The organism is Candidatus Marsarchaeota archaeon (assembly GCA_023473665.1).
Classification (GTDB): domain Archaea; phylum Micrarchaeota; class Micrarchaeia; order Micrarchaeales; family Micrarchaeaceae; genus JAMCYM01.
In genome coordinates, this window is the sequence record JAMCYM010000002.1 from 112,482 (window position 1) to 136,821 (window position 24,340).

The window sequence follows — 24,340 nt, forward strand, 5'->3', positions numbered from 1 at the left end:
GCATGAGTTTCATTGGTGATACGTTTACCCTGTACAAAAGAGAGATGCTGATATTCGCAAGCAGGATGAGAACAAACGTCATTCGCTCAATAATGTTCCCGCTCATCCTGATACTCCTGCTTGGCAACATAGGCAACAGCTTCCAGCACGTGCCAATAGTTGTAGTCAATTATGCGGACAACCCTACTGCCGGATCGTTCATAAGCGCTCTCCAATCCCAGAATACACTGTCGGTTATCGCGATAGCGCCCCAGGACGTTGCGATGGCTGACGTATCGAACAACAATGCGGTGCTCGCAGTTGTGATACTACCGGGCTTCCCGGGCCATACTGGCGGAGCGCCAGCCATAGACCTATACTACAGCAACACCGAGGTAACAGAATCGGAGACCGCGCTGCAGACTGTCGAGTCTGTTGCATCTTCATACGGTGCGACCCTGCAGGGTGATCCGCCTTCTGCTGCTACGCCCTCGGCACCTCCAAGCATGTTCTCGTTGCTGCCGCTGGCAGGCGCAACAAGCACATACAGGACGTTCCTAATCGGCGGCATAATAATCATGGTGGCCGCATTCGGGGCGATGTTCGGCGGTGGAATGTCAATAATAACCGACCGTTCGCTCGGGAACCTTAAGGCTTTCCTGATAACCCCTATAAACAAGAACACAATAGTGCTGAGCAAGATACTGTCCGGTACGACGCAGTCGCTATTCTCAGGATTCCTAGCCCTCGGCATAGGGCTGCTGGCCGGAGCTGGAGTGGCGATGGGAGTGCTAGGCTTAGCGTGGATAATCCTCATAGTGTCGCTGCTGTCGCTGGGCTTCTCAGCTCTTACTGTGACTATAGCGTCTAGGACTTCGAGGCCCGAGATTTATGCAATATTCGCGCAGACCATAACGCTTCCGCTGTGGTTCCTTTCGGGGGCCTTCTTCCCAACCTCGTCTCTGCCGTCGTGGATATACCCTCTGAGCGTTGTCAACCCGCTCACCTATGCCGCAAACGGGGTGCGCGATGTCATGATGGCCGGCGTATATCCCGTTGCATCAGCCGCGCTTGATCTGTCTATAGTAGCGGCGTTCAGCCTGATAATGATAATCCTTGCATTCAAGACGTTCAAGAGGACGATATGATGAGTGGCAAAAACCCGAAAGGCATAAGAATGGGACACGAAGCTATGGCAATTGGAATGGCGGCGCTGATGTTGCTCTGGTTTGCCAGTGCGGCAAGCGCCCAGTCGACAAGCTATGTTTCCGGAGCGCTGAGCCTGGCCAACCTTGTGATAAGCCCGCAGCCTGTTGTTGCAGGCAGCAACGTGACCGTGCAGTTCCAGCTGTACAACGACTACAACAACCCGCTGCAGAATGTGAACCTGCAGCTCGAGGCGCAGAATCCAATAATAAACGTATCCCCGTCGCACACCTACATAACTGATAGCATAGGCCAGGGCATATTCGGTGGCATAGGCTACAGCATATTCACCTATACGCTCCACATCCCGGCCTCGCTGCCTGCAGGCTCATACGAGATAGATGTAGTGGCCACGTACGAATCATCGGCGCCTTCCACATCAGGCCTTAGTTCGAACAACGAGCCGGGCGAATCTGATATGCCGATCTACATCTATGTGTACGGCACGCCAAGCATCTCCGTTACAGCGACGCCCTCTCCGCAGATAACGCCTGGCATGACCTCGCTGCTGACGCTCGCTGCGGAGAACAGCGGCACAGACACGGCGCGGAACGTGAACATAACAATCCTTAGCACCAACGGCATCGCCGTCTCTGGTCCTAGCAGGATAAGCCTTGGCACCATGGCGCAGGGTGTGCCGGAGCAGGCGAGCACCTCTGTATACGCGCTAACCAACATAAGCGCCGGTACGCAATACATCCCGATGAGGATATCATACACAGCACCCGACGGCATGCAGTACGTGCAGGATGTCAACGCACCCGTAAGCGTGTCCATACCAGAGCCTGACGTCGTGGTCAGCATAGAGGGTTCGCAGCCTGCGCAGCTCTACGCAGGCTCCAACGCCAGCGTCGAGCTTCTCGTGCAGAACATAGGCGGGGGCACAGCAAAAAACGTAAGCATTAACGTGGAATCCAGCAAGTACCTGATAGCTGGCGGCGCGGCATCAACCTTCTTCATAGGCTCGCTGCCATCAGGTGCCTCTACTACAGAGACCACATTCATAAGCGCCAACAGGAGCTCAGGAAGCGCACCATACTACCTGCCTGTCAACGTCTCATACAAGAACGGGGATTACTCCTCAAAGCTGTCGGCAGTTCAGTACGTACCGATAAACATGCAGAATGCCGCGCTCTTCAACGTTACCTCTGTTATCGATTCGCTTGCGCCAGGCACTTCGTATGCGTCAGTGACATTTTCGATCAGGAACACAGGTAGCGAGACAGCGCAGGAGATAACGCTGAGCCTGCAGTCCATCTATCCTATAACAGTGATAAACTCCAACAACTACGTGAACAGCTTGGCGCCAGGCCAGGAAGTAAACGTGACATTCTACGTGAGTGCAGATTCGCGCGGCAAGCCAGGAGAGTATCCGGTTACGATATACGAGCAGTGGCGCCAGCCAAACGGGGCTGCTGGCCAGCAGTACTCGGCGTCTAACGGCTACTATGTTACTGTTGGCTCCGGTGCTGGTTCCTCAGGTTCTATAGGGTCTGACGCAGCATACGCAGTAATAGCAATCGTCATAGTAGTGGCGATAGCGATGGTGCTGCGCCGCAGGCGCGCAGGCAAGGGCGCGAGGGCGAAGAAGGCAAAGGAATAACGGGCGCTGCTGCACGGCAGCGCAGTCCCTGCCATAAGTTTATAGAATTATAACCTAGGAATATAAGTGGGGATTGGATTGAACGCAGGCGTCATGGGTCTATTGGATCCAGTGCTCAAGAAGTACAACGTGCCAGAGTGGCTGAGACCATACCTATACGAGTACGCGCGCAAGGACCCCATCAACGCGATCAAGCGCGCCACCAGCTTCATAGACGTAAAGAGGAAGAAGGGAGTCGTTACGAGCAGCTACATCAAGCTGCCGAACAACATCACCTTCAAGACCGAGAGCGTGGTGCACATACTGAGCCTGTTCTTCTACGGCGAGGAAGAGGCAGCTAAGATAGCGAAGGAATGGGCGTCCGGGCACGACATGCCGAGCAGGGAGTATGCTGAGCAGTTCGCCGGCATGGTCGAGATGTACGAGAAGCACCTGCGCGCCATAAAGAACCTGCTTGGAGGGATGGGCTACAAGCCCACCGAGCCCACGAGGGAGGTGCGCGAGGTGTTCGACTACATGCACGCGATAGAGGGCTGGCCGGAGCGCATGGTTGCAGCGAATATTTTGCTCAAGCAGTCATACGGCGCAGCTTTCGGCTCCACCTTCTACAAGACTTTTTACTTCGTGATGCCTGAATTCATGCGCTCGTTCGGAAAGGTGTTCAATGATACGAACAACATAGCTGTTAGGGGTGCGGATCTCGCCAATGTGGCGGTCAAGTCGAAGGCGGTTCCCGACGCGCGCCTCATCGAGCTTTCGGAGGGCATGCTCTCAAGGGTGGCGCGCTCCATAGACTCGGAGATGCCTATGGCCAGGGCGTCTGGCATAAAGAACGAGGCTGAGCTGCTGCGCAGGCTGGCGATTGCGTATCCGTTGCACACGCTGAAAGAGCTCGGCGTAGAGCTTGACATCGAGGGGGAAGAGCAGGCGATATCCGCGATGGCTGGAAGATTGGGCGCAGCCAAGCCAAGAGCAAAACGGAGCGCACACGGCAAAGGCTAAATATGTTACCGCAAAATTCTCTTTGCAAACGCCTCAGAAGCAAAACTAAGCAAGTGATACTATGGACGAAAACACACAAATCGCAGGGACGCAGCAGAAGGAGAATATAGTGTATATAGGAAAGAAGCCCACCATGAACTACGTGCTTGCGGTGGTGACGCAGTTCAACAGCGGCGTGCCAACTGTGACAATAAAGGCGCGCGGTAATGCCATATCGAGGGCTGTCGACGTGAAGGAGATAGTGATGAACAAGTTCATGCCCAACGTAAAGGAGCGCGGCATAACCACCTCGTCCGAAGAGCTTACGAACGAGGACGGCACGAGGTCGAAGGTCAGCGCCATACAGATAGTCTTGGCTAAGTGACCTCCTCTTTTTCTTAAATGCATCGGCCAGCATGCCGATGCAGACAAGCTTTTTATAGCTGGTTACTCATTACAGAATGTATAGCAGAAAGCCCCTATCCTTTAGATAGGAGAGGATGTCAGACTGCAGGGACTTCTGCGCAAGCGATTTCCATGATGCGCACAAACTTCATAGGCGAACTCGACAGCGGCATGGACGGCAAGGAGGTTACGCTTGCCGGCTGGGTCCACGAGGTGCGCGAGCTCGGCAAGATGACATTCCTTTTGCTCAGGGATAGCACAGGCATAGCGCAGGTCATAGCCAAGAAGGGCGAGGCCGACGAAGCCCTCATCAAGCGCATGTCCCTACCGAAGGAGAGCGTCATAGTTGTCAAGGGGATAGTGCGCGCGAACAAGGAGGCGCGCGCGGGCTTCGAGATAGTGCCGAGCAGCATAGAGAACGTCAACCCGCTATCGGCAGGCATACCTTTCGAAGTAACAGGCAAGGTGCCCGTAGAGCTCGACGTGCGCCTGAACAACAGGCACATAGACCTAAGGCGCATACATACTTCCTCGATATTCAGGATAGAGTCGACAATACTGTCGGCGTTCAGGAAGACCTTCATGGAGAAAGGCTTCACCGAGATCCGCACCCCGTCAATAGTGGCAGAGGCGACAGAAGGCGGCACCGAGCTCTTCCCTGTGCAGTATTTCGAGAGCAAGGCCTATCTGGCGCAATCGCCCCAACTGTACAAGCAGCTTGCAATAATCGGAGGCCTCGACCGCGTGTTTATAGTGACGCCAGTGTTCAGGGCAGAGAAATCGAACGACGTATACCACCTCAACGAGTCTACGCAGATGGATATAGAGGTGAGCTTCGCAAACCATGACGACGTGATAGCAATGCTAAGCGAAACAGTCGTCAATATCGTGAAGACTGTCATTGCAGAGAACAAGAGGGATCTGGACGGACTTGGCGTGAAGTTGCAGGTGCCAAAACCAGTGGTAATTACGTATACTGATGCTGTCGACAAGCTGAACTCTGCTGGTCACATGATAAAGCTTGGTGATGACTTCACACGAGAGCATGAGAAAGCTATAAGCGAGCTGTTCGGTGAGGCAGTCATAGTTAAGGAGTATCCCACAGCGCTGCGCGCCTTCTACTCGATGCCCAACGACAGTAATCCCGAGCTCTCGAACAGCTTCGACCTGATATACAAGGGCCTTGAGGTGTGCAGCGGCGCGCAGAGGATCCACCTGCCGGAGATGCTTATATCATCGATAAAGCGCAAGGGCCTAGACCCGAAGGGCTTCGATTTCTACATAAACGCGTTCAGGTGCGGTGCGCCGCCCCACGCAGGCTGGAGCATAGGGCTCGAGCGCATTGCGATGCAGATAACCGGCTCGCACAACATACGCGAGGCTTCAATGTTTCCGAGGGACAGGAAGAGGCTCACGCCATGACGCCGTAGCCTGTCAGGCGCCATCTCTGCGCCACGCTCCTCATCACGGCTATCTTTATCCCCTTCTCTGCACATACCGGGTGGCGAAGCTCGAGCTTCAGCACGCTCTTCTTCGCCTGCACCACGTAGCCGACTACAGTCAGCGTGCCAACGCTGAGTATGACTGGTTCGTTGTCTGCGAAGCTCCTCTCTGGTATGTCCTTCCTGTTCAGCGTTGTGTAGCTCATGCTCATTGAATTTACCACGTCAGGCAGCTTACCTTTGCGCCCCACAACGTTGCCGACAAGCCCGTCAGCCTTCGTTATAGAGGGATCCATCTCGGTAGAGAGGCCTATCAGGCCGCCAGGTCCCGCATCGGTCAGCTCATCAGTGCCGTTGCTTATGGCGTCTATTTTGGTTATTATGGGCTTGTAGGTCTCGCGCTTGTGCGCGGTGCTCTTCAGGCCCGGCCTTATCTCCACCTCGTCGCCGGTCTTCAGCATGCCCCTGACTAGTGTGCCGCCCATAACCCCTCCCTTGAGCGAGCCAACCTTTGCCCCCGGCCTGTTGACGTCGAAAGACCTCGCTATGTACATGAATGGATCAGCGTTGGGGTCATGCTTCGGCACAGGCAGCTTGGTTATCATCTCCAGCAGCACGTCGACATTTATGCCTTGGTTGGTCATCACAGGTATTATCGGCGCATTCTCTATCACGCTGCCCTTGATGAAGTCCTTTATCTGCCTGTAGTGCGCTACTGCCGCCTCCTTGCCAACTATGTCGACCTTGCTCTGTACTATTATCGTGTCCTTTATGCCAAGCAGGTTTATTACCATCAGGTGCTCGCGCGTCTGCTGCATCGGGCACGGCTCGTTAGCGGCTATCACGAACAGTATCGCATTTATTATGTTGGCGCCTGCTATCGCTGTAGCCATGAGCGTCTCATGGCCCGGCGCGTCGAGTATGGATATGCGCATGACCGGCCTGGCCTCGCCGCCGCATTCCGTGCATTTATCGCCTATCGTGTACGCCTCTGGGCCCCTGCACCTCTCGCATCTCCTTATTATCGTATCTGCATAGCCGAGTTTTATCGTCATGTTGCGCTTCAGGCTCTCGCTATGCCTGTCGGTCCAGACGTTGGTCAGCGCCCTCACAAGCGACGTCTTTCCATGGTCTATGTGCCCGAGCGTGCCTATGTTGAGCACGCTCTGCTTGAAACCTTCCATAAGCTAACCAACTACTGTTTTGCCTCCTGTGCCTCGCCGGCCGGCTTCTCCTTCTTCGGGAGAACCTCGTCTATGCTCTTCGCGCCATACTCTACTATGACTGCGTTGACCTGCTCGGTGTTCTCGCTTACCATCGAGCCTGCGACCGTCCTGCGCGTCCTTACCCCCTTGTCGCGGCCCGATCTCTTGGCCTGGCTGAGCATGCTCCTCTTGCCGGAGCCCTGCAGCGACGCATCCATCGGGAAGCCGCTCTTGTCCGAGCCGCCGGTTATCTGCAGCTTGTAGCCGCTCAGGCCTATCACCGCGCCATCCACCACGTCGCCTATCCTCCTGTTCAGAAGCAACGGCTTCATCTCATCAGTAATCTCTGCCTGTGCGCTCCTTCCAGTCTTCTTGTCGGAATATACCATTTTCAAGTGACCCACCTACCTATACATGTTCTCCGGCTCCTCCTTGAAGCGCCGTATGCGCTCTGCTAACTCCTTCGGCACCGCCGGCCTTACCTCAGTAAGCGCGTAATCGAAGTCCGCTTTCGTGACTTCCACCTTCTTTATGTCGATATCTATGTTGCTGCGTATCGCGCTCATGCCTGCCTCTCTTGCAAGGTTCTCAAGCTCCGCGCCTGTATATCCGTCTGTCGCCTTCGCCAGCCCTTCCAGATCCACGTCCTTTGCCAACGGCATGCGCTTCGTGTGCACCTTAAGTATGGCGAGCCTCATGCGCGCGTCAGGCATCGGTATCTCTATTATCTTGTCGAACCTGCCCGGCCTGAGCAGCGCAGGGTCTATTATGTCCGGCCTGTTGGTCGCAGCTATAACAATGACGTTCTTGAGCTCCTGCAGCCCGTCCATCTCTGTCAGCAAGGTGTCCACTACGCGCTCCGATACCAGCGAGTCGCCGGAATCGCCCCCACGCGCGAACGCCACTGAGTCTATCTCGTCTATGAATATTATGCACGGCGACGCCATCTTTGCTTTCCTGAACACCTCGCGCACTGCCTTCTCGCTCTCGCCCACGTACTTGCTCAGGAACTCAGGGCCTTTTATCGATATGAAATTGGACTCGCGCTCAGTTGCTACCGCCTTGGCGAGCAGCGTCTTGCCTGTGCCTGGCGCACCAACCAGCAGTACGCCCCTGATCGGCCTTATGCCTATGTGCTCGAATGTCTCGGGCCTCTTTATTGGCAGCTCTATTGCTTCCTTGAGCTGCTCCTTTATTTCGTCGAGGCCTCCGACATCGTCCCAGTGCACGTTCGGCCGCTCGACGAACACCTCCCTGAGGGCGCTCGGCTGTATGCTGTTGAAGGCTTCCAGGAAATCGTTCTTCGTCACTTCTAGGCTCATCAGCAGCTCGTTCGGCACCGAGCGCTTGTCGATTATCTTCGGCAGTATGCGCCTAAGCGTCGACATTGCAGCCTCTCTGGCGAGCGACGTTATGTCAGCTCCAGTATAACCGTGCGTAAGGTCTGCCAGCTCGTCTATGTTCACATCCTTCGCGAGAGGCATGTTCCTGGTGTGTATCTGCATTATTTCCTTCCTGGAGTTCCTGTCCGGCACGCCTATCTCTATCTCCCTGTCGAACCTTCCCGGGCGCCTCAACGCCGGGTCTATGGCGTTCGGTCTATTGGTAGCGCCGATTATTATGACCTGGCCGCGGGAATTCATCCCGTCCATAAGGGCCAGCAGCTGCGAGACCATGCGGCGCTCCACCTCGTTCGTTGCTTCCTCGCGCTTCGGTGCTATCGCGTCAATCTCGTCCATGAAGATTATGGTAGGCGCCTTCTCTTTTGCTTCCTCGAACATGCTCCTAAGGCGCTCCTCGCTCTCTCCCACGAACTTGCTGACAAGCTCCGGGCCCGATATGTCTATGAAGTTGGCGTCGCTCTCGTTTGCTACTGCTTTGGCGAGCAGCGTCTTGCCTGTGCCTGGCGCACCGTATAGAAGCACGCCCTTCGGCGGCTCTATGCCCAGCCTTTCGAACAGCTCAGGGTAGCGTATCGGCAGCTCAACCATCTCCCGTATCTTCTGTATCTCTGTCTTGAGGCCGCCTATGTCCTCGTAGTGCACCTCACCTATCCTGACGAGCGACTCGGGCACAGGCTCTGTCTTCACCACCACCTCTGTGTTCTGCGTAACCCTCACCACTCCGTGCGGCACAACCTGCGCCACTACGAAGTTGAAGACATAGCCGAACATCGGCACTGGTACCACGTCGCTCTTCACGAGCGGCTTGTTCTCGAGCTTGCTCTTCGCGTAGCTTGCGAAGTCGGGGCTTATCGGCGTGCGCTGGTTCTGCGGCGGGGCTAGTATAATCCGCTCGGCGTCGTTCACAGTGGCTTTTGTCACGAACGTCTTGTCGCCTATGCCGACGCCTACGTTCTGCCGTATGTAGCCGTCTATGCGTATGAAGTCCAGGCCCTCGTCCTGCTGGTGGGCTTGCCATACTACGGCAGCGGTGCTCCTGCGCTTGCCCTTTATCTCGACTATATCGCCGGATATGACGCCCAGGAGCTTCCTCGCTTTCGAGTCTATCCTGGCTATGCCCCTGCCGTCGTCCGTGACCAGTGCGCCAGCGACTGTCAGCTCTATGCCGTTAACCATCAGAAACACCCACGACTGGCGCACCCAAGAGAGCGCGCCATGCCATCAATCTATTATCTGTATTACTCTTTTATACCTTATTATTCTTTGCTTGGCATCCATGGCACTGCGTACAACCTGCGAGAAAAAGGGGTCAAATAAATAAAAGAAATACACAACGCCCTAGTCGATTCTGGCCTGTTAAGAGTCGTCGCCGTCGCTGTCCATGTCGTCATCGTCGCCGTCGTCTAGTTCCTCGTCGTCATCGTCGTCTTCGTCTTTCTCGTCGTCCATCTTCGCCATTCGTATCACCTGCCTGTGGCCGGATAACTCTTTCTATACATGTGGAAACATATAAAAATTTATCGCAACGGTTCGCATCTTCGACGACTCAAAACATTTATAAACCTTTAAGTTGAATAAATCCTGCAGCCGAGGCAGCGCTACACATCAATGGCGTCTACCGACGGCATTTATAGATAGAGATAAATATCTGAATGGAGACAATCTGAAACGAAAGTTCTATTGCTGGCCGCACGCGTTGCAGCTCGGCCGGTACCGGCCAAAGAGCCGCGACCGGCTGTTCCAGAAGCAAGGCCTGGAATTCAGCAAAGCACTCGGAAACATTGCGCTAAAAAGTGATACAATGGTAGAAAAACCGCACCTTAATCTGATCTTCATAGGGCACGTGGACCACGGAAAGTCAACCACCGTAGGGCGCCTGCTCTACGAGACCGGCGTGATAACGCAGAGGGACATCGACAGGTACAAGGAGATAACGCAGCAGCTCAACAGGCCCACATTCGAGTTCGCATTCGTCATGGACCAGCTCAAGGAGGAGCGCGAGCGCGGAATAACCATAGACATCATGCACAGGGACTTCAACACTCCCAAGTACTACTTCACGATAATAGACGCGCCTGGCCACAGGGACTTCGTCAAGAACATGATAACCGGAGCGAGCCAGGCCGATGCGGCTGTGCTCGTGGTCAGCGCCGCCGACGGCCCACAGGCCCAGACGAGGGAGCACGCCATACTGGCCAACGTCCTCGGCATAGGGCAGCTGATAATAGGTATCAACAAGATGGATGCCGCGAACTACGATCAGACCAAGTACGAGGCCACGGCCAAGGCGGTCAAGGACCTGCTGAAGAGCCTCGGCTACAAGAACGTCGACACAATGAAGGCGGTGCCATACTCTGCGCTCCAGGGCGATAACATAGCCAAGAAGAGCGAGAAGATGGCATGGTACAACGGCCCGACGCTCCTTGAGGCGCTGGACACGCTGACAGTGCCTCCAAAGCCGACAGACAAGCCGCTCAGGCTGCCGATCCAGGACGTTTACAGCATATCAGGTTTCGGCACGGTGCCGGTCGGCAGGGTAGAGACCGGAACGGTAAAGCCCGGCGACCAGGTGATCATAATGCCCAGCGGAGTAAAGGTCGAAGTAAAGAGCATAGAGATGCACCACCAGCAGCTGCAGAAGGCCGAGCCTGGTGACAACATAGGCTTCAACGTAAAAGGCGTCGAGAAGAAGGACATAAAGCGCGGCGACGTGGTCGGCTCGACGAGCAACCCGCCGACAGTTGCTTCTGAATTCACCGCGCAGATAATAGTGCTCCACCACCAGAATGTCATAGCCAGGGGCTACACGCCTGTCTTCCACATCCACACGGCCCAGCTTGCATGCACAATCTCAGACATACTTGAGAAGAAGGATCCCAAGACCGGCCAGACGCTCGAGAAGAATCCAGAGACTATCAAGACTGGCGACATAGCCATTGTGAAGATAAAGCCTACAAAGAACATCTGCGTGGAGAAGTTCAGCGACTTCCCGCCGCTCGGCAGGTTCGCTATAAGGGACATGGGCGAGACGGTTGGCGCCGGCGTGATACTGGATGTCACGCCTGCTACACAGGCGAAGTGAACTGCAGCGTGATGATATGGTTGGCGTAGCTGTTATAAAGCTCTCGAGCATCTCCCAGAAGGCTGCCGATTCGGTGATGCAGCAGATAAAGACGATAGCTATGTCAGCTGGCGTGAAGTTCTCCGGGCCGGTGCCGTTGCCTACCAAGCACATCAGCCATACCACAAGGAAGGCTCCTGGCGCAGATGGCAGCCACACCTACGAGAAGTGGGAGCTCAGGGTGCACAAGCGCCTCATACAGCTCTACGCGAACGACCAGGCGCTCAGGCAGGTGATGCGCATCCCCGTGCCCGATACGGTGCAGATAGAGATAAGCCTGAGCTGATAGCGCTTCTTGCCATCCTTTTTTCTTTTTATTTCCTATTTTCCTTTCATACAACTCTGCGACGCAAACTGCTTTATACCTGAAGCTGGAAGCTCTAACGCTTACGGTGTGCATTATGTCGACAATCAACGAGGTCGTAGAGGCGCTGAAGCAGTGCAAGGACCCGGAGCTTGATGCTAACATCGTAGACCTGGGCCTGATCTACGGCATAACGATGAAGGAGGGTGGCGTGAAGGTCACTATGACGATGACTTCGGCGATGTGCCCCGTAACGTCGCTCATACTCGCTGATGCGCAGCTGAGGCTCGAGGCCGTTCCGGGCATAGGCAAGGTGGAGCTGGAGCTCGTCTGGGACCCGATGTGGAGCCCTGACATGATGAGCGACGAGATAAAGTACAGGAACTGAAATGCCCCTCAGTAAATGACGTCCTCATCCGACCTTTTGTAAGAAGCAATATCCTTGCTGGAGAACCATACCCCTATCTCGCGCTCGGCTGTGGGTGTCGAGTCAGATGCGTGTACTATGTTACGAAGCACCCTTTTCTTCGAATCTGAGAAGTCATACGAGTCTGTAGAATACATGCCCCGTATGCTAGATGGGTCTGCCCTATTCGGAGCTGTTGCCCCTGCGATTTTTCTTACAGCTGCAATTGCATCATTACCCTCGACCACCATTGCTACCACAGGGCCGCCTGTCAAGCTTTCCATAAGCCAGCCCCTTATACGCTCGCCGAGCTGGAGCGGCGTTTCATCCATCTTAAGGCCTTTCTCATCATAACCCTTCTTTGTGTTCTTCCATGCATTAGTGTACCATTCCTTGTCAAGCGGGTAGTGCATGCCTGCGAGCTTCTTGTCTGGAAGCGTAAGCTTGAGTGCCACAACCTTGAGGCCTGCGTCCTCAAACCTTGAAATGACCTTGCCTATCAGCGCCCTTCTTACTCCATCCGGCTTGACAAGCACCAGAGTGCGTTCTATCATACAATCATCATTATTCTTTCACCTGAAAAACAATAAAAAGGATGGCGTATAATCCATCTGCGATGGTGAGACAATGGATATAAATGACTATCAGGCGAAGGCCGCGATTACTGCGCTGTACCCTAATGAGCTAAAGGGGGGCATCTTCTACCCATCATTGGGCTTGGCTGGAGAAGTTGGGGAGCTTCTGAACAAGATAAAGAAGATTGCCAGAGATAATGCAACACCTGATAAAGACGGCATCAAGGCAGAACTTGGAGACATCTTGTGGTATGTGGCACGCATAGCATCAGAAATGGACATTACGATGGATGAAATTGCAAACTACAACATAGAAAAACTTGCGAAACGAAAGGAGAACGGTACCATCCATGGGAATGGAGACTACCGATAGATGACAAGTAAGTTCTTATTGTATAGACATCTGTTGCCATCCAATTCTAATGGTGACATTTGCCAGGGCAATCGGCTATGATACGCTCTTCTGCTTCTTCTGCACCCTAAGCTCCAAAGCAATCTTTGTTACTTCTGGCTTGTCTATACCTAGATACTTGCCTCTGTAAGGTATTGTGGGCCGCGAAAGCTCTTCAAGCATGAGCGAACAGAACCTGATCCCAGGATTCAACGATACGGCCAAAGGACCCTGATTTGCAATCTCCAAGGTTATGTTACCATAAAATCCAGGATCGATTCTTGGGGCCATTTCGACTATCAATCCGAGCCGGGCGAAGCTTGATCTTCCAGTAATCTGCCCTACCAAATCATTCGGTATCCCTACTTGCTCTGCTGTCATACCTAGTACAAGCGTACCTGGATGAAAGGTGAATTTTTGAGCGTTTTCCCTCCTTACTTCCTTTACCGGAATATCAAGTTTGGGGATGGTAAGGTCTATTGAAGGGGTTTGGTCAATCTCATAGACCTTGAAATAATTGCCTAAGGTAAGGTCTATGGAGCACGGCCCGACATTTTCTGGTACAAACGGCTCTATCTTAAGTTTCCCGCTATCAATGTAAGCCTTTATGTCTTCTTTGGCAAGTACAGCCATGTTTTCACCATTGCGATTCGGCTGCATTTAATATATATAGATTTGCTCGCCCTGTTTTGTTAATTACAAGACTCGGTCACAGTGGGCAACAAGTAAATACCTTGCCAACAGAATGGTACTGCTTGCACATATGCATATTCGTTCTTTTTGTGCAGAGAGGGTGTCCAGTATGATCCGCCAGCCAATCATAGTCGTGATGGGGCACGTCGACCACGGTAAAACTACTTTGCTCGACCGCATTCGCAACACCTCGATAGCTGCGAAGGAAGCTGGAGGCATTACCCAGCACATCGGCGCGAGCGAAGTGCCCCTTGAAGCGATAAAGAAAATCTGTGGCGTGATACCGAACGCCAACACAAATCTCAGGATTCCTGGCTTGCTCTTCATAGACACGCCAGGCCACGAGGCCTTCACCAACCTGAGGCGCAGGGGGAGCAGCGTCGCCGACATGGCGATACTGGTAGTCGACATAATGAAGGGCTTCGAGCCGCAGACAATAGAAGCCATAAAGATACTCAAGAGCTACAAGACGCCTTTCATAGTCGCAGCGAACAAGATCGACGTGATAACCGGGTGGCGCGAATCCAAGAGCGCAAGCGTGGCAGAGGCATTGAAGGAACAGGATGCGCACGTCGCCGAAACGCTAAACGCCAAGGTGTACGAGCTCGTGGGCAGATTGAGCGAGCAGGGCTTCTCGAGCGACCTTTACAGCAACATAAAGAACTTCCAGAATGAAGTGGCGGTCGTGCCGATCAGCGCCAAGACCGGCACCGGAATACCCGAGCTGCTCATGCTGGTGGCCGGGCTTGCGCAGCGCTACCTAGAACTTAAGCTCACTATAGAGGTGGACGGCCCAGGCAAGGGCAGCATATTGGAGAAGAAGGAGGAGCGCGGCATGGGCATGACGATAGACGTGATACTGTATGATGGCACGCTTCATGTCAACGACACGATAGCGTTCGCATGCATCGACGGCACTGTCAAGACAACGAAGATAAAGGCGCTGCTCAAGCCGAAGCCTCTTCACGAAATGCGCGAGTCGGCCAGCGGCTTCAGCTACGTCGAATCGGTAAGCGCTGCAGCAGGCGTAAAGATAAGCGCTCTGGGCCTCGAGGATGCGATTCCCGGCTCATCGGTCATACAGACAACGTCGCGCAACTACCTGGAAGAGATAAACTCGGAGCTCGGCGACGTATTCAAGACCGACAAGTTGGGCCTGATATTGAAATCCGATTCGATCGGAGGTATAGAAGGCCTTTCGAAGCTTCTCGAGTCAGAGGGAATAATGGTCAGCAAGAAGGGCATAGGCAGCGTCACGAAGCGCGACGTGATTGACGCTTTCTCAATGAACGGCAAGGATCCGCTGTATTCGGTCGTGCTGGCATTCAACGTCGGCATTGACCAGGATGCCGAGGAGGCCGCCTCGTCAAGCGGCGTAAAGATAATGCGAGGTTCCATAATCTACAAGCTGGTCGACGACTACAAGGAGTTCGCCGAACAGAAGCGCGCCAACAGGGCAAAGCAGGTTGAGGAGCGCCTCTCGATGCCGGCGATGTTGCAGGTGGTGCCAGGCGCGTGCTTCAGGATATCGCACCCTGCGATATTCGGCGTAGACATAACGGAGGGGAGCATAAGGCCCGGCAACGTGATCATGAACGAGGCAGGCGACACGGTCGGCAGGCTCAAGGGCATACAGAACGAGAAGTCGCCGATGGCCGTCGCGAAGAAGGGCGATCGCGTGGCCGTCTCTATGGACGAGCCGACATTCGGCCGCCAGGTTCGCGAGAACCAGGTGCTATACACGCGCGTCAGCGATGACGACGCGCGTATGCTGAAGGGAGAATTCTCGCCGCTGCTGGGCGATGTCGACCGGGAGCTGCTGCAGAAGATACTTGACATAAAGGCCAATGCGAAGCAGTCGAAGAAGCAGGGAGCCTCATAGACATATGCCAAAACCTACAGGGACAGATGTCAAAGTAGCAGAAGTTTTATCGGCATACATCTGTTTTGCGCTCATCCTTTTAAGCTGCAGCGCCAAGCTCCTCTCATCAAAAGCGATAATATGAAAAACATCAGGGTATCGAGAAATTCCTATGAAAGGCTCGAGGAGCAACCGGTAGAGTATGTTGAGAGGAAGGGCTTGGGGCACCCGGACAGCCTTATAGACGGCATAGTCGAGAGGGCCAGCGTCGAGCTCTCTAACGCATACATGGACGCGGCAGGCATGATACTGCACCACAATGTGGACAAGGGCCTGATAATAGGCGGCAGCTCAGAGGCGCGCTACGGCTACGGTGCGATAACCCGGCCAATAGAGGTGATACTGACGGGCAGGGCGGTGCAGGAATACCAAGGCACGCGCATACCTGTTGACGAAATAGCGGTTCATGCCGCATCATCCTACCTGAAGGAGCACACCCGCTTCCTCGACATGGAAAAGGAGGTAAGAATAGAGTCGAAGATCGTGAAGGGTTCTAACGACCTGATCGGCATATTCGGGAAGGGCACCGACATGCCGTTAGCAAACGACACCTCATTTGGCATAGGCTTCGCCCCGTTCACGACAACCGAGCGCCTGGTTCTTGAGGCAGAGCGCATGCTCAACAGCAAGCAGTACAAGGAAGCAATGCCTGCCGTTGGCGAGGACATAAAGATCATGGGAGTGCGCGATGGCAGCACGATAATGCTGACCATCGCAGTGGCATTCGTTGCGCCCCTGATTGCAAGCGCCGACGATTACGCTTCGAAGAAGGAGCGCGTTGCGCAAGACGTGGCCGAATTCGCAAGGAAGCTTGTTGGCCGGGAAGTCGAAGTGGCAGTCAACGTGGGCGACCACAGCGATGACGGCTTTGTCTACCTGACGAAATCAGGCCTAAGCTGCGAGTCTGGAGATGATGGCTCTGTGGGCAGGGGCAACAGGGTCAACGGGCTCATAACCCCGTTCAGGCACATGAGCCTGGAGGCCGCGGCCGGCAAGAACCCGGTCAGCCACGTCGGCAAGATATACAACGTGCTTGCCAATGAGATTGCGAACGACATAGTCAATGCATACCCCCAAGTGACCGAATGCGGCGTCTCTATGGTGTCGCAGATAGGCCGGCCTATAGATGATCCAAAGCACCTTGACATAAAGGTTAACACCGAAAGGCCGGAGCAGGCCGATGCGCTGGCCGGCAAGCTTTCAGACCTGGCCGAGCAGTCGCTTGCCAATATAGGCTTCCTCACGAAGGAGATACTCGCCGGCAAGCACTCAATGTTTTGAGCGCCTGCGTCTAAACCTGCCAGCCACGAACGCCTTGAGCGCGCTGTCCAGTACGCTGTCATTAGGCTTGAGCTCGTACGATACCTGGACTATCGGCTTGTTAGCGTTGAGTATGCCCCTAAGGTTGGTTGGCGTTGCTGACACCACGGTGTCGCAATCAGCAAGGTTTATCGTGTTCTGGAGGTCGCTTATCTGCTTCTGCGAATAGCCCATGGCCGGCAGTTCGTCGTTCAGGCGCGGGTACCTGTCGAAAGTGTCCCTTATCGTTCCCTGGGCATACGGTTTCGCGCTCACGATCTCCTTGGCCCCGAACTGCTTCGCAGCTACCGTGCCGGCGCCGAACTTCATCTCGCCATGTGTTATGGTGGGACCGTCTTCTATTATGAGCACGCGCTTACCCTTTATCATGTTCGCGTTGTCCACGCTTACCACAGAGTCCGCATATGTGATTTTCGCAGTCGGGTTTATCGAGCGCAGGTTCTTGACGAGCACGTCAAGCTCTTCTTTCGTCGCTGAGTTCACCTTGTTGATAAGAAGTATGTCGGCCATCTCAGCCACTTCAGTGCCCGGATAATACGACAGCTCATTTCCGGCCCGGAGCGGATCTGCCACGGTAATGAGAAGGTCAGGCTTTATGAACGAGGCATCGTTGTTCCCACCGTCCCATATTATCACGTCTGCCTCTTTCTCTGCCGCCTCCAGTATCTTCCCGTAATCAACACCGGAGTAAAGCACGAAGCCGTTCCTTATGTGCGGTTCATAGTCTTCGCGCTCCTCGATAGTGCATTTGTACTTATCAAGATCCTTGAGCGTGCTGAACCTTTCGACAATCTGGTCCTTAAGCTCCCCGTAGGGCATGGGATGCCTTATGAGCACCACCTTGAGGCCCTTGTCGCGCAGGAACTTCGCTATGTAGCGCGATGTCTGGCTCTTGCCGCTGCCTGTTCTTACCGCGCACACAGCTATGACGGGCTTGTTCGACTTTATGTATGCTTTCTCTGGAGCTATGAGCCAGAAGTCGGCACCATTCGCATTGACAAGGCTCGCCTTTGTCATCACGGCGCCGTACTGGAGGTCGCTGTACGCCTGCACGCATATGTCTGCCTTTAAGTTCCTTATCAGCTTCGCGAGCTCCGACTCGTCATAAATCTTTATGCCGTCTGGGTATAGCTTGCCGCTGAGCTCCTTTGGGTATACCCTGTTCGAAATGAATGGTATCTGCGCTGCGGTGAAGGCCACTACCTCATAAGCTTCGTTGTCCCTAAACAAGACGTTGTAGTCGTGAAAGTCCCTTCCGGCAGCCCCGATGATGATTACCTTCTTCCTGTCCATGCGATCACATGCGGTATTTACAAGCAAAGCGTATAAAGCATTCCTGGCAATCAATAGTGTGAAAACCGTAATAGCGCTTGGCGGCAACGCTATATTGCGCGAAGGCGACAGGCCGACGTACGCAAATCAGTACGCCAGAATAAGGGCCACCGCTGCGCAGATCGCGAAGATAGCCAAGCGCGGCGGCAAGCTGCTAATAACGCACGGCAACGGGCCGCAGGTCGGCGATGAGCTCCTGCGCAACTGGTACGCCAAGCAAAAGGTTCCCCCATTCCCGCTCTATCTGCTCAACGCAGAGACGCAGGCGACTGTAGGGAGCATGATTGTCACTGCGCTGTCGAACGAATTCATAAGGCAGCGCATTCGAAGGCAAGTGGTTGCCGTGATTACGCATGTTGAGGTCGATGCCAACGATCCCGCATTCAAGCGGCCAGACAAGCCTGTCGGGCCATTTTATACGCACGCTGAGCTTGCCAAGGAACTGAAGCACGAGAAATTCAGTTACGTGCCAGAGAAGGGATTGTATAGGCGTGTTGAGCCGTCGCCAAGCCCAAAGGCTGTGCTTGAGATAGACGCGATCGGGGAGGTGTTTGAGAGTGGTGCAGTGGTCGTGGCAGGCGGAGGCGGCGGCGTGCCTGTCATCAGGCGCCATGGCGCATACGTAGGCACAAGCGCTGTGCTTGATAAGGACAGAACGACACAGCTGCTAGCAAACAAGCTTGGCGCAGACACGATGCTCATGCTCACCAATGTAGGCTATCTGTACAAAAACTACCATGACAGGGGCTCAGCCATACGCTCGATAAGCGCCGAAAGGCTCAAGCGCATGCTGCCTAGCCTCGAAGCCGGCACGATAAGGCCGAAAGCCTCTGCATGCGTCAGCTTCATCGAGAACGGTGGCCGGAGGGCCTACATAGGCAACCTCTCGGGCCTCGATGCCATGCTTGACGGTACGGCCGGAACGACGATAACCAAGTAAGATTCTAGCCGTTCCGCTAATTGCCGATCGCACAACACCATTAAGAATATTGTCCATTTATTCTAATTGCGACCTTCGGCCCGGTGTACCTATGTATTACAGTGAGCACAAGCGCGTCAAGCGCATAGAATCGCTGCTCTCCACTTTAGCATATGCGTCAGTAGGGTCCGATCTCTTCGTAGCCGCTGCGACTTTTCTGGTGGTCAGGAAGATGCAGTATTCAACTACGCTCCTCGCTTTCAGCGATTACATCATACTGATAGAGACTGCGCTTGCAGGTGCGATCTTCGTAACGATAGTCGCGCTTAAGTACTACCGCAGGCTTGCAGAAGGGCTCTCACTGTCGATGTTCAGGGCCAAGCACAGCATCAGGGCAACCAAGCCGATGCTTGCCAGATGAACCAGTCCGGCCAGTCACGAGTATATTCCAGTTACGCAGCTCTGCGGCTTCATGTAGCTGACGTTGAAGAACCTCATAGCATTGTCCGCCCAGCACTCGCCATTGGACGACTCGCTCTCGAGCTTGGCGATCTGCCCTGCAGTGAGCGTGTAAGAATAGCCCACTCCCGGCACGTCGACTTTGCCATTGGCCGAGCGATAAATTGTTCCGGTGCCTATGTCAAGCGTCGAGTTGCTGAAATTTACGTATGTAAGGTAACACGGTGAGCCTGAAGCTATGCCGTCGACTACTGTGCTTACATCACTGTAATTGGCCGTGCTGTAAAAGAACAGCGCCGGGCAGGCGAATGCACCTGGCGCAGTTCCACTAGGAACTCCTGAAACGGTATGCGCGTGCGCGGCAGCGTATGCCCCGTAATAAGCCATCGCGCCGCCTCCTATTACGGCAGCCACAACTGCTATTACTACGCCATATACCTGCCAATGCGGCATCGCTTTGGCTTCTCCGCGCGAATAGCTGTTACTGAGCTTGAAATACTTCATGCGCCTGAAATGGCTGTTGTCATCCTCTACAACCTTCCCCATGTGCTTGAGCTCTGCTATATGCTGGCTGACCGTGGCCTTGGACAGGCCAAGCTCTTCGCTGAGCTGCGTAACAGTTTTCCTACCTGAGCGCAGGCTCTCAATCAGCATGGCCTTGGTCTCGAATGTCTTGCTCATGCCCACACACACTAGACGTTCGTCGCGTTATCTATAAATAGCGCTAGCAGACGGTTAGGTTTATGTTCGGTTTTATCCTGCCTTGAAGCGGGCGCAGTCTTTCAGCTACTGTTTCACTTCGGCCACATTCACGCTAAGTTTGTCGGAAAAGAATGGCTGCCTCTTCAGTTCCGCAATTGCTTCATCTATCTCATCATGCATCGCTCCGCCGACCGAGACGAAGCGTATGTCGTTAAGCCCAAGCGCAGACACTGCGATATCTATGTCAGGCAGTACCTCATCGAACGAGAGCGCCTGTATAAAATAGGTATCATCCTCAAGCACCCCCAGCTGCCTAGACGCTTCAGCGTATGCAACTGCCTGCCTGCCAAGCACTATGGCGAGCACATGCTTGCTCCCGGTATGGAGGTTCAACTTCGAGAGGTCTATGATGCTTGCATCTACGCTTACATCAAGGTCCTCATCAACTGCAAGATCCCTTATCGCGGACAGCTGCACGTCTGTGTTAGTGTTGTCCAAGTCGTCCGTGAGCATTCCTTCGAACTGCCTGACAAGCCTCTTGTAGTTTTCACTGCTTGGCTTCGTCTCTTTGGCCAGCGCGGCCTTTACGAACTTCATAGCTCCGCAGTCCGTGTGCGTGCGCACCACGACTTTGTCCACTGTCCTATCATTGACAAGTCTCTTTATCGATTCTGCGACACCGCGCACATTCGCGCCCGCATTCCTCAGGAAAACGGTAGACTCGCCTGCTTCATTGTCCAGCTCCTCGTTGAGCCTCCTGTCCATGCACGACAATATTACTTTGCCCATGCTACCCTCTCGTTGAATGTAAGCCTCAGGGGGGATTTGAACCCTCGACCTTCTGCTCTATGGTTCTTGATTAAACTTCTTCAAAGAAGTTTACCATGCAGACGCTCTGCCATGCTGAGCTACTGAGGCGCAGATAGAAGTTTTGCTGCAAGATATTTAAAGCGAACAGATTATTATCGTGTTATGCTTCCAAATGTGACTGTCGGCATCACGCCGTTGGGTGGGTAGGCACGGGTACGAAGCCAATACATAGTTCCAGTCCCTCCATTGCCACCAATATATAGATTTCCATTTGTATTAGAATAATAGCCAGTGGAAGATGTTATAGTCACCAAATTATAATTTACATTTAATATAGATTCTCCGCTGCTAAGCATTTGAGAAGTTAATACATAATAGGTGTTTTCAGCATCATCGCCCGTATAATATAGTAAGTTTACATTGTTGTACACTTCCCACCCGTCCTGTAACGGGTAGAAGTAGAATAAGACACCGCCTCCACTATATGTTCCTAATTGAGAAAAACCAATCCAACCAACATTTGTAGGATAAATATAAGCTTCCGTTATTATAGGAGCAGAAAAAGAGTTAATACTCTCTACATAGCTCCTATCAATGGCTGTTCCTTGGCTTTCAAACTCAAATCCGTTATTAATAGCATATCCAGTGCCTAATGACGTCCATTTGTTTGTATTCAAGTTTGTTCCAGCAAAGTTATCATAGAAGCTGAATACGCCCGCTCCGTTGTCGTATTCTGCGTATGGCGTTGTGAGCTCCGGCGCCTCGCCCGCATAAATACCGTCATACTGCACTGTGAAGGGCAGGAAGTACATGTCTATGGCTCTGCTTCCCTGCGACGGTATTGCCACAGGCATCTGGATCCAGAAGATTGCGTTAGCTGATGATGTGCTGCACCCGCTCTCGCACCAGCTGTACAGTTCCTTGCTGCCGTAGTAGAAACGTATGTTGCCAAGATCAGACCTCTCGTACTGCGAATAAGTCTGCGGATTGAAGGTTATCATCTGCTGGAAGTGTGCCGGTGCGGCGCCCGTTTGGCTGTTCGTGATTGTTATTGGCACGTACGCGCCGCCTGCACCGCTGCTTAAGGAGGTGTTTACGCCGCCTATCTTTGCGTTGGATGGCTGTATACGTATGTTGCCCGCAAACGCATAGTTGCTGTTGGCTGGGCACGACTCATTGACAATGGCTGCCGGAGATCCAGCGCAGTAATTTGCGTGGATGCTGAACGTTCCTGTATAGGCCGTGCTGGTGCTTAGGCTGAAGTTGAAGTTGGCAACGCAGTATACCGTCTGGCCTTGTTGGGCCTGGCTAGGCACGCAGTAGCCGGACTTGCTGTTGCCGCTGCCGATGAATGCGCTGAACGAGCTTACGTTCACTATGCCTGGCGTTGAGTCTACAGAAGCAACGAGCAGCGTCGAACCTGTTGAATTGGTCGAGAGCACAGCATCTTCGCACGTGAACGTGTTGAAGTATGCGCACTGCGTAGGCAGTATGGTGCGCGGTACGTTCGATATGAAGACAAGGAGCGCCAGGACTATTGCTATGATTAGGAGCACTAGCCCGTATACAGACATGAACTCTATGGCGCTCTGCTGCCTGTATTCCATAATCGCACTATGTGCTGCTCATGTATAAAAAGGATGGCGTGGAAATCCACTAGTGCTGAGCATGGACAACGACTACAGGCAGGTGCTGAAGAACCTGAGGGCGCACAAGAGGCTGGGTCAGAATTTCCTTGTCAATGCAGATATAGCGAAGGCCGAGGCCGAGTACGCGAGAAATCGTGTAGTCGTTGAGCTGGGTCCGGGCCTCGGCATACTGACAAGGGAGCTAAGCGCAGTTGCAAAACGTGTAATAGCTATCGAGAAGGACAAGCGCCTTTTCGATATGCTAAGCTATGACCTGCATGCCCGCAATGTCACTCTTGTAAATTCGGATTTCTTCGCAGCCGATGAGCGCACCTTCACTGGCGCTGAAATAATGGTATCTAACGTGCCCTACAACCTATCCAGCAAGGTGCTGATGTGGCTGGCAGGGCGCAGGCTCGAAGCCGTGCTATGCCTGCAGAAGGAGTTCGTCGAGCACATGCTTGCCAAGCCGGGCACGAGGAAGTACTCGAAGCTGAGCGTAGTGTCTTCGCTGCAGTTCAAGGTTTCGCAGATGATGAATGTCGGCAGGAACAACTTCTATCCAGTACCAAGGGTGGACTCAGCGCTAGTGCATCTTGGCGTGAAGAACGTGCATATAGAGCCGCGGGCTTCCGCCATGCTTGCATTGCTCATGGAGCACAAGAAGAAGCTGGTTAGGAATGCGGTTATAGATTCGTCCAAGGAGCTCTATCTAAGCAAGGAAGAGGCCGCGCGCATAGCCGGCATGATGCGCAGCTCCAATGCAAGGGTCTTCAAGATGGGGCCAGAGGAGCTGCTCGCAGCTGCAACCGAGCTTGCCGATATGGTTCATCGGTCGAACGAATAAGTAGGCTCCTGAATCTCATGCAGCACCATTGCGCCCCTGACTGCATCCATGAACTTTTTTTCGGCTGCGGCCGACCTGTTTTTGCCGAGAAGGTTCTTGTAGTGCATCGGCACGCTGTGCTTTGCACCTATTGCGTTGGCGGCGCTTATTGCCTCGTCTACGTCCATCGTGTACGTGCCGCCAATCGGAAGCAGCGCCACATCTATGTCATTAAGTTCCTTCATCTCATTTATGAAATCTGTGTCGCCGGCATGATATATGCGCATGCCGTTCGCGCTTACTACGTAGCCTACCCAGTTGTTTGACCTTGGATGGAACTGAAGCCTTTCCTGCCTTGTGTTGTAGGCAGGCACAGCTTCTACCTTTACGCCGGCTATCTCGGCGCTGAAGCCAGGTTTGGCTATGGTAATGCCGGGAAAATCCTTCGCATCTATGCAGCCCTGCGCTGCGACAATGCGCGTTCCGCTGCCTTGTAACTTAGCTATGTCGTCCTTGCTGCAGTGGTCAAAATGCGCGTGCGTTATCAGTATTATATCAGCCTTATTGCTGACATCTGACACCCTGAAAGGGTCAACGAACACCCTTGTGCTGCCATCATTAAGAATGAAGCTTGCGTGCCCTATCCATTCTACCGTTTCATCTACGTTCATGCCATCAGGCTATCATGTACGCCAGACTATTAAATATT

Annotated in this window: 24 protein-coding genes and 1 tRNA gene; 14 read left to right on the plus strand and 11 right to left on the minus strand. The window is 53.6% G+C overall.

What is annotated here, in order from left to right; all coding sequences use genetic code 11:
- Nucleotides 1-2: 2 nt before the first annotated feature.
- From M1158_01335 to aspS, 5 genes are all read left to right on the plus strand, one after another.
- A complete protein-coding gene (locus M1158_01335) occupies nucleotides 3-1,127 on the plus strand; it encodes an ABC transporter permease (protein MCL5099746.1) in 1,125 nt (374 codons plus the stop codon).
- On the plus strand, nucleotides 1,124-2,788 hold the full coding sequence (locus M1158_01340; protein ID MCL5099747.1) for a hypothetical protein: 1,665 nt from the start codon (nucleotides 1,124-1,126) through the stop codon (nucleotides 2,786-2,788). Before M1158_01335 ends, M1158_01340 begins: the two co-directional genes overlap by 4 nt.
- A gap of 78 nt (nucleotides 2,789-2,866) precedes the next feature.
- Nucleotides 2,867-3,790, plus strand: a complete 924-nt coding sequence (locus M1158_01345) for a hypothetical protein (protein ID MCL5099748.1) — start codon at nucleotides 2,867-2,869, stop codon at nucleotides 3,788-3,790.
- A gap of 61 nt (nucleotides 3,791-3,851) precedes the next feature.
- On the plus strand, nucleotides 3,852-4,154 hold the full coding sequence (albA, locus tag M1158_01350; GenBank protein ID MCL5099749.1) for a DNA-binding protein Alba: 303 nt from the start codon (nucleotides 3,852-3,854) through the stop codon (nucleotides 4,152-4,154).
- A gap of 152 nt (nucleotides 4,155-4,306) precedes the next feature.
- Entirely contained in the window at nucleotides 4,307-5,596 is a 1,290-nt protein-coding gene (gene aspS / locus M1158_01355; protein ID MCL5099750.1) for an aspartate--tRNA(Asn) ligase, read from the plus strand.
- Here aspS and M1158_01360 read toward each other — a convergent pair.
- From M1158_01360 to M1158_01370, 3 genes are read right to left on the minus strand one after another with little or no spacing between them, the layout of a single operon-like run.
- Nucleotides 5,586-6,800, minus strand: coding sequence for a translation initiation factor IF-2 subunit gamma (locus tag M1158_01360; protein ID MCL5099751.1), 1,215 nt, complete (start codon nucleotides 6,798-6,800; stop codon nucleotides 5,586-5,588). The two genes, aspS and M1158_01360, sit on opposite strands and share 11 nt — an antisense overlap.
- A gap of 11 nt (nucleotides 6,801-6,811) precedes the next feature.
- Nucleotides 6,812-7,210 (minus strand): 30S ribosomal protein S6e, encoded by a 399-nt coding sequence (locus tag M1158_01365; protein MCL5099752.1) that lies wholly within the window; start codon nucleotides 7,208-7,210, stop codon nucleotides 6,812-6,814.
- 15 nt (nucleotides 7,211-7,225) lie between these two features.
- Nucleotides 7,226-9,400, minus strand: coding sequence for a CDC48 family AAA ATPase (locus M1158_01370; GenBank protein ID MCL5099753.1), 2,175 nt, complete (start codon nucleotides 9,398-9,400; stop codon nucleotides 7,226-7,228).
- 625 nt (nucleotides 9,401-10,025) lie between these two features.
- On the opposite strand from M1158_01370, the gene tuf reads away from it, so the two are divergent.
- From tuf to M1158_01385, 3 genes are all read left to right on the plus strand, one after another.
- Nucleotides 10,026-11,306, plus strand: coding sequence for a translation elongation factor EF-1 subunit alpha (gene tuf, locus M1158_01375; GenBank protein MCL5099754.1), 1,281 nt, complete (start codon nucleotides 10,026-10,028; stop codon nucleotides 11,304-11,306).
- Nucleotides 11,307-11,322: 16 nt separating this feature from the next.
- Nucleotides 11,323-11,631, plus strand: a complete 309-nt coding sequence (gene rpsJ, locus M1158_01380) for a 30S ribosomal protein S10 (GenBank protein MCL5099755.1) — start codon at nucleotides 11,323-11,325, stop codon at nucleotides 11,629-11,631.
- A gap of 115 nt (nucleotides 11,632-11,746) precedes the next feature.
- The gene (locus tag M1158_01385) at nucleotides 11,747-12,037 is read left to right on the plus strand and encodes an iron-sulfur cluster assembly protein (GenBank protein ID MCL5099756.1); all 291 of its coding nucleotides are present in this window, start codon (nucleotides 11,747-11,749) and stop codon (nucleotides 12,035-12,037) included.
- A gap of 8 nt (nucleotides 12,038-12,045) precedes the next feature.
- Here the strand turns inward: M1158_01385 and M1158_01390 are convergent, their stop codons facing one another.
- Nucleotides 12,046-12,609, minus strand: a complete 564-nt coding sequence (locus M1158_01390) for a nucleoside-diphosphate kinase (GenBank protein MCL5099757.1) — start codon at nucleotides 12,607-12,609, stop codon at nucleotides 12,046-12,048.
- Nucleotides 12,610-12,682: 73 nt separating this feature from the next.
- Between M1158_01390 and M1158_01395 the strand changes: the two genes are divergently transcribed.
- Entirely contained in the window at nucleotides 12,683-13,003 is a 321-nt protein-coding gene (locus tag M1158_01395; protein MCL5099758.1) for a nucleoside triphosphate pyrophosphohydrolase family protein, read from the plus strand.
- A gap of 75 nt (nucleotides 13,004-13,078) precedes the next feature.
- On the opposite strand, the gene dcd is transcribed toward M1158_01395, so the two are convergent.
- The gene (dcd, locus tag M1158_01400; protein ID MCL5099759.1) at nucleotides 13,079-13,654 is read right to left on the minus strand and encodes a dCTP deaminase; all 576 of its coding nucleotides are present in this window, start codon (nucleotides 13,652-13,654) and stop codon (nucleotides 13,079-13,081) included.
- Between the two features lie 169 nt (nucleotides 13,655-13,823).
- Here dcd and infB point away from each other — a divergent pair, with 169 nt between their 5' ends.
- Both infB and M1158_01410 read left to right on the plus strand, forming a co-directional pair.
- A complete protein-coding gene (gene infB / locus M1158_01405) occupies nucleotides 13,824-15,596 on the plus strand; it encodes a translation initiation factor IF-2 (GenBank protein ID MCL5099760.1) in 1,773 nt (590 codons plus the stop codon).
- 120 nt (nucleotides 15,597-15,716) lie between these two features.
- Complete coding sequence (locus M1158_01410) at nucleotides 15,717-16,916, plus strand: methionine adenosyltransferase (protein ID MCL5099761.1); 1,200 nt, start codon at nucleotides 15,717-15,719, stop codon at nucleotides 16,914-16,916.
- Here M1158_01410 and M1158_01415 read toward each other — a convergent pair.
- A complete protein-coding gene (locus M1158_01415; GenBank protein MCL5099762.1) occupies nucleotides 16,905-18,248 on the minus strand; it encodes a cyclic 2,3-diphosphoglycerate synthase in 1,344 nt (447 codons plus the stop codon). The two genes, M1158_01410 and M1158_01415, sit on opposite strands and share 12 nt — an antisense overlap.
- A 58-nt stretch (nucleotides 18,249-18,306) precedes the next feature.
- On the opposite strand from M1158_01415, the gene M1158_01420 reads away from it, so the two are divergent.
- Together M1158_01420 and M1158_01425 are read left to right on the plus strand one after the other, a co-directional pair.
- On the plus strand, nucleotides 18,307-19,227 hold the full coding sequence (locus tag M1158_01420; protein MCL5099763.1) for a carbamate kinase: 921 nt from the start codon (nucleotides 18,307-18,309) through the stop codon (nucleotides 19,225-19,227).
- A gap of 91 nt (nucleotides 19,228-19,318) precedes the next feature.
- Entirely contained in the window at nucleotides 19,319-19,627 is a 309-nt protein-coding gene (locus M1158_01425; protein ID MCL5099764.1) for a hypothetical protein, read from the plus strand.
- Nucleotides 19,628-19,641: 14 nt separating this feature from the next.
- On the opposite strand, the gene M1158_01430 is transcribed toward M1158_01425, so the two are convergent.
- The 4 genes from M1158_01430 to M1158_01445 form a co-directional block, all read right to left on the minus strand.
- The gene (locus M1158_01430; protein ID MCL5099765.1) at nucleotides 19,642-20,346 is read right to left on the minus strand and encodes a winged helix-turn-helix domain-containing protein; all 705 of its coding nucleotides are present in this window, start codon (nucleotides 20,344-20,346) and stop codon (nucleotides 19,642-19,644) included.
- 105 nt (nucleotides 20,347-20,451) lie between these two features.
- A complete protein-coding gene (locus tag M1158_01435; protein ID MCL5099766.1) occupies nucleotides 20,452-21,156 on the minus strand; it encodes a hypothetical protein in 705 nt (234 codons plus the stop codon).
- Between the two features lie 21 nt (nucleotides 21,157-21,177).
- Nucleotides 21,178-21,285, minus strand: a tRNA-Thr gene (locus M1158_01440).
- 44 nt (nucleotides 21,286-21,329) lie between these two features.
- Nucleotides 21,330-22,784, minus strand: a complete 1,455-nt coding sequence (locus tag M1158_01445) for a hypothetical protein (GenBank protein ID MCL5099767.1) — start codon at nucleotides 22,782-22,784, stop codon at nucleotides 21,330-21,332.
- 61 nt (nucleotides 22,785-22,845) lie between these two features.
- Here M1158_01445 and rsmA point away from each other — a divergent pair, with 61 nt between their 5' ends.
- Nucleotides 22,846-23,652: a 16S rRNA (adenine(1518)-N(6)/adenine(1519)-N(6))-dimethyltransferase RsmA gene (gene rsmA / locus M1158_01450; GenBank protein MCL5099768.1), complete on the plus strand. Its 807-nt coding sequence runs from the start codon at nucleotides 22,846-22,848 to the stop codon at nucleotides 23,650-23,652.
- Here the strand turns inward: rsmA and M1158_01455 are convergent.
- Complete coding sequence (locus tag M1158_01455) at nucleotides 23,634-24,302, minus strand: MBL fold metallo-hydrolase (GenBank protein ID MCL5099769.1); 669 nt, start codon at nucleotides 24,300-24,302, stop codon at nucleotides 23,634-23,636. The two genes, rsmA and M1158_01455, sit on opposite strands and share 19 nt — an antisense overlap.
- Nucleotides 24,303-24,340 lie beyond the last annotated feature (38 nt).

Excerpts from the sequence above, each read along its gene's own strand:
- M1158_01335 (MCL5099746.1), top strand. The coding sequence starts at position 3 with ATGAGTTTCATTGGTGATACGTTTACCCTGTACAAAAGAGAGATGCTG.
- M1158_01360 (MCL5099751.1), bottom strand. The coding sequence starts at position 6,800 with ATGGAAGGTTTCAAGCAGAGCGTGCTCAACATAGGCACGCTCGGGCAC.
- M1158_01435 (MCL5099766.1), bottom strand. The coding sequence starts at position 21,156 with ATGGGCAAAGTAATATTGTCGTGCATGGACAGGAGGCTCAACGAGGAG.
- rsmA (MCL5099768.1), top strand. The coding sequence starts at position 22,846 with ATGGACAACGACTACAGGCAGGTGCTGAAGAACCTGAGGGCGCACAAG.
- dcd (MCL5099759.1), bottom strand. The coding sequence starts at position 13,654 with ATGGCTGTACTTGCCAAAGAAGACATAAAGGCTTACATTGATAGCGGG.
- M1158_01445 (MCL5099767.1), bottom strand. The coding sequence starts at position 22,784 with ATGGAATACAGGCAGCAGAGCGCCATAGAGTTCATGTCTGTATACGGG.
- tuf (MCL5099754.1), top strand. The coding sequence starts at position 10,026 with ATGGTAGAAAAACCGCACCTTAATCTGATCTTCATAGGGCACGTGGAC.
- M1158_01365 (MCL5099752.1), bottom strand. The coding sequence starts at position 7,210 with ATGGTATATTCCGACAAGAAGACTGGAAGGAGCGCACAGGCAGAGATT.
- aspS (MCL5099750.1), top strand. The coding sequence starts at position 4,307 with ATGATGCGCACAAACTTCATAGGCGAACTCGACAGCGGCATGGACGGC.
- M1158_01385 (MCL5099756.1), top strand. The coding sequence starts at position 11,747 with ATGTCGACAATCAACGAGGTCGTAGAGGCGCTGAAGCAGTGCAAGGAC.
- M1158_01410 (MCL5099761.1), top strand. The coding sequence starts at position 15,717 with ATGAAAAACATCAGGGTATCGAGAAATTCCTATGAAAGGCTCGAGGAG.
- M1158_01340 (MCL5099747.1), top strand. The coding sequence starts at position 1,124 with ATGATGAGTGGCAAAAACCCGAAAGGCATAAGAATGGGACACGAAGCT.
- albA (MCL5099749.1), top strand. The coding sequence starts at position 3,852 with ATGGACGAAAACACACAAATCGCAGGGACGCAGCAGAAGGAGAATATA.
- infB (MCL5099760.1), top strand. The coding sequence starts at position 13,824 with ATGATCCGCCAGCCAATCATAGTCGTGATGGGGCACGTCGACCACGGT.
- M1158_01430 (MCL5099765.1), bottom strand. The coding sequence starts at position 20,346 with ATGAGCAAGACATTCGAGACCAAGGCCATGCTGATTGAGAGCCTGCGC.
- M1158_01390 (MCL5099757.1), bottom strand. The coding sequence starts at position 12,609 with ATGATAGAACGCACTCTGGTGCTTGTCAAGCCGGATGGAGTAAGAAGG.
- M1158_01415 (MCL5099762.1), bottom strand. The coding sequence starts at position 18,248 with ATGGACAGGAAGAAGGTAATCATCATCGGGGCTGCCGGAAGGGACTTT.
- M1158_01370 (MCL5099753.1), bottom strand. The coding sequence starts at position 9,400 with ATGGTTAACGGCATAGAGCTGACAGTCGCTGGCGCACTGGTCACGGAC.
- M1158_01455 (MCL5099769.1), bottom strand. The coding sequence starts at position 24,302 with ATGAACGTAGATGAAACGGTAGAATGGATAGGGCACGCAAGCTTCATT.
- M1158_01425 (MCL5099764.1), top strand. The coding sequence starts at position 19,319 with ATGTATTACAGTGAGCACAAGCGCGTCAAGCGCATAGAATCGCTGCTC.
- rpsJ (MCL5099755.1), top strand. The coding sequence starts at position 11,323 with ATGGTTGGCGTAGCTGTTATAAAGCTCTCGAGCATCTCCCAGAAGGCT.
- M1158_01395 (MCL5099758.1), top strand. The coding sequence starts at position 12,683 with ATGGATATAAATGACTATCAGGCGAAGGCCGCGATTACTGCGCTGTAC.